We start from the raw sequence: 3594 nt of genomic DNA on the forward strand, positions 1-3594 counted from the left end.
TATGGGGATTTTTGAGATGGGTTCTAATGACCAATGACTTTCTTTATGATAACCAATCCGTCGTTAAACTCCACTTGCAGAGGGGTGGGGGGAAGGATGAGCTCGAGGGATTCTCTGTCGTGGACCATATCGAGGATCTTCTCTCGCGATTGGACGACGACGCCGTGTTCGAAGAGGCATTCGAGGAGTTTCTGCTCCTCTTCGCGGGCGAAGGTTTCGAAACTTCGCGCTTCCGTGACGAAGGTGCATACGCTTTCGCTGCGCCCGTTGAAGGGAACCATCGCTTTGGAGACGAAGAGGTGTTCGCTCACGACGACGAACCGGTCGCTGTGAAGGCGGTAGGAGACGTACCAGTCTCCGGCTGTCAGTGCCGGAGCGAGGAGGGTGAGGATCAGAGCCGTCAGTCTGCCAATCGCGGGTACCACTCGTTTCCGTTGACGGTGACTTCCATCTCGACTTCGCAGAGTCCGTCGGTGAATTTGGTGTCGAGGATGCGCGCGTTGCGGATCATCGCGTCGATCTGGGTGCGGACGGTGGAGCGGCTGATCATCATGTTGCGGATCAGATCACGCCCTTCGACGCGTACGCCGCAGATCTTCTCGCCCAGCTGCCGGTAGGCGTCGGCGATGGCGGCACGTTTGGCGAGTGCTCTGGCCTGGGCGGGCGAGATCGTGTTGACGGGTGCGACACCCTGTCCGACGACCTGGAAATGGATCGTGTTGGTGGCCGAGAGTGTGCAGTTTTCTCTGGGGAGTTCTATCTTTTTGAGTTGCGGCTGGGGCTGGACGACGACCGGAGGCTGTGGGGCGGCGGGGGACTGCTCCACCTTCGGCGTCGGGCAGCTCTCCGCGGCGAGGGTCGCGGCGAGTGCCGTGACAAGCACTGTCCATCGTTTCATAGGTTGGCTCCTGAATGGGTTTGGCTTTTATGAAGCAAAAACCGTTCCCAATTCAGGGGGTACTTGGATCACTCTTCGTTTTCGGGATGCTCGATGATCTCCTCTTCGGCTTCCTCTTTCGGACAGCTGGCGATGGAGTTGACTTTGTCGCCGGCGTCGAGACGTACGATTCTCACACCGCTGGTGTTTCGGCCCGCTTTGCGGATGCTCTGCATGTCGACGCGAATCATCTTGCCGCTTTGGGTGAGGACCATCAGATCCTTGTTCTCCTCGACGATGACGACGCCGACGGCGTCACCGGTTTTGGGTGTGAGCTTCATCGCCACGACACCTTTGCCGCCGCGGCTCTGGAGGCGGTATTCGCCCGCTTCGGTCCGTTTTCCGATCCCTTTTTCGGCGACGGTGAGAAGCTCCTGCGATTCGTCACGGATCGTCGTGGCGCCGACGACATGGTCGCCCTCGATCTTGAAACGGATCGCCGTGACGCCCCGGGCCGTCCGGCCGATTTCACGGGCGTCGGTGACCGGGAAGCGGATACACATCCCTTTCTTGGTCAAAACGAAGAGCCACTGGGTTTCGGGCAGGACGATCTTGCAGGTGACCAGGTCGTCGTCTTCGTCCAGGGTGATGGCCCGCACGCCCACACTTCGGATGTTCTTGAACTCGCTGAGATTGGTGCGCTTGACGATCCCGTTTTTCGTGAAGAAGGCGAGCGACTTGCTCTCGTCGAAATCGGTGGTCGGGATGATCGCCATGATGTTCTCTTCCGGCTGCAGCTGGATCAGGTTGACGACCGCTTTGCCTTTGGCCGTACGGGAGCCTTCGGGGATTTTGTAGACCTTGAGCCAGTAGAGCTGCCCGCGGTCGGTGATGAACATCAGCGTATCGTGGGTGTTGGAGATGAAGAAGCTCTCGATGAAGTCGTCGTCGTGGGTGGTGACGGCGGTTTTGCCCTTGCCGCCGCGGTGCTGGCGTTCGTACTGTTTGACCGGTACGCGCTTGATGTAGCCGCGGTGGGTGATCGTGACGACCATCGGTTCGTTGGGGATCAGGTCCTCGATGTCGATATCCTCGTAGTCGTCGACGATCTCGGTGAGTCTGGGAGTGGAGAACTGATCCTTGATCTCCAGGAGCTCTTCTTTGATGATCTGGCTCAGCAGGTCTTCGGATTTGAGGATGTTGGAGAGGCGTTCGATCTCGGCCATCAGCTCCTGGTACTCTTTCTCGATCTTGTCGCGCTCCAGTCCCGTCAGGCGCTGCAGGCGCATGTCCAGAATCGCCTGGGCCTGCTTTTCGCTGAGGCTGAATCGGCTCATCAGCCCCTCGCGGGCTTCGTTGGCGTCGGCGCTGGCGCGGATGAGGGCGACGATCTCGTCGATGTTGTCCAGGGCGATGCGCAGACCCTCCAGGATGTGGGCGCGGGCTTTTGCCTTTTCCAGTTCGAAGATCGTGCGGCGGATGATGATCGTCTTGCGGTGCTGGATGAAGAGTTTGAGCAGCTCCATCAGCGTGAAGATCTTGGGCTCTTTGTTCTGGATCGCCAGCAGGATGATGCCGAAGGTCGTCTGCATCTGGGTCGATTTGAAGAGGTTGTTGAGGACGATCTCGCTCATCGTATCCTTTTTGAGCTCGATGACGACCCGGATTCCCTCACGGTCGGATTCGTCGCGCACCTCGCTGATCCCCTCGATCACCTTGTCCTTGGCCAGCTGGGCGATGTTTTCGATGAGGCGGGATTTGTTGACCTGGTAGGGGAGTTCGTCGATGACGATCACTTCGCGGTGCCCCTTCTTTTCGATATGGGTCTTGGCGCGCACCTTGATGCGGCCGCGGCCCGTTTTGTAGGCGTCCAGGATCCCCTTGCGGCCGAAGATGATGCCGCCGGTGGGGAAGTCGGGCCCTTTGATGTGCTCGAGCAGGTCTTCGAGCTCGGCGGCCGGTTTGTCGATGAGTACCAGCAGGGCGTCGATCAGCTCGTCGAGGCGATGGGGCGGGATGTTGGTCGCCATACCGACGGCGATACCGTTGGAGCCGTTGAGGAGCAGGTTGGGCACCCGGCTGGGAAGCACGTCGGGCTCGCTCATCGTGTCGTCGTAGTTGGGGATGAAATCGACGGTATCCTTTTCGATGTCGCGCAGCAGCTCCTCGGCCAGGCGAGTCATGCGCGCTTCGGTGTAACGCATCGCGGCGGGGTTGTCGCCGTCGATGGAGCCGAAGTTGCCCTGGCCGTCGACCAGGGGGATGCGCATCGAAAAGTCCTGCGCCATCCGTACCAGCGCGTCGTAGACGGCCGTGTCGCCGTGGGGGTGGTACTTACCGATGACGTCACCGACGATACGGGCCGACTTCTTGTAGGCGGCGCGGGAGGTGACTCCCAGCTCGTGCATCGCGTAGAGGATGCGGCGGTGGACCGGCTTGAGGCCGTCGCGGGCATCCGGAAGCGCACGACCGATGATGACGCTCATGGAGTAGTCGAGGTAGCTCCCTTTGATGCTCTCCTCGATCGAGACTTCCTGGATATCTTCACTCTCTTTGAACAGATCGGACATTCAAAACCTTTTGCTTTGAAAAATAGAATAAATTAAAGAGATTCTATCCAAAAAATACTTATAAATATGTATAAGGGCGCGGTCGAGGCGGTTTTTCTTCGTTCTAAATCGATTAATGGCTATACTTGCAGGGTAATCCGATCGACG

Annotated in this window: 3 protein-coding genes; all 3 read right to left on the bottom strand. The window is 58.7% G+C overall.

Going from position 1 to position 3594, the window contains the following annotated elements; all coding sequences use genetic code 11:
• Positions 1-23 precede the first annotated feature (23 nt).
• Positions 24-425 (bottom strand): hypothetical protein, encoded by a 402-nt coding sequence (locus Q1K23_RS08555; protein ID WP_300363836.1) that lies wholly within the window; start codon positions 423-425, stop codon positions 24-26.
• Complete coding sequence (locus Q1K23_RS08560) at positions 401-898, bottom strand: hypothetical protein (RefSeq protein WP_300363837.1); 498 nt, start codon at positions 896-898, stop codon at positions 401-403. Before Q1K23_RS08560 ends, Q1K23_RS08555 begins: the two co-directional genes overlap by 25 nt.
• 68 nt (positions 899-966) lie before the next feature.
• Positions 967-3447, bottom strand: a complete 2481-nt coding sequence (gyrA, locus tag Q1K23_RS08565) for a DNA gyrase subunit A (protein ID WP_300363839.1) — start codon at positions 3445-3447, stop codon at positions 967-969.
• Between the last annotated feature and the right edge of the window lie 147 nt (positions 3448-3594).

Origin of the sequence: Hydrogenimonas sp. (assembly GCF_029933015.1) — a bacterium.
Lineage (GTDB): Bacteria > Campylobacterota > Campylobacteria > Campylobacterales > Hydrogenimonadaceae > Hydrogenimonas.

Bases quoted from the DNA above. Each gene is read 5' to 3' on its own strand.
- Q1K23_RS08560 (WP_300363837.1), bottom strand. From the start codon at position 898: ATGAAACGATGGACAGTGCTTGTCACGGCACTCGCCGCGACCCTCGCC.
- gyrA (WP_300363839.1), bottom strand. From the start codon at position 3,447: ATGTCCGATCTGTTCAAAGAGAGTGAAGATATCCAGGAAGTCTCGATC.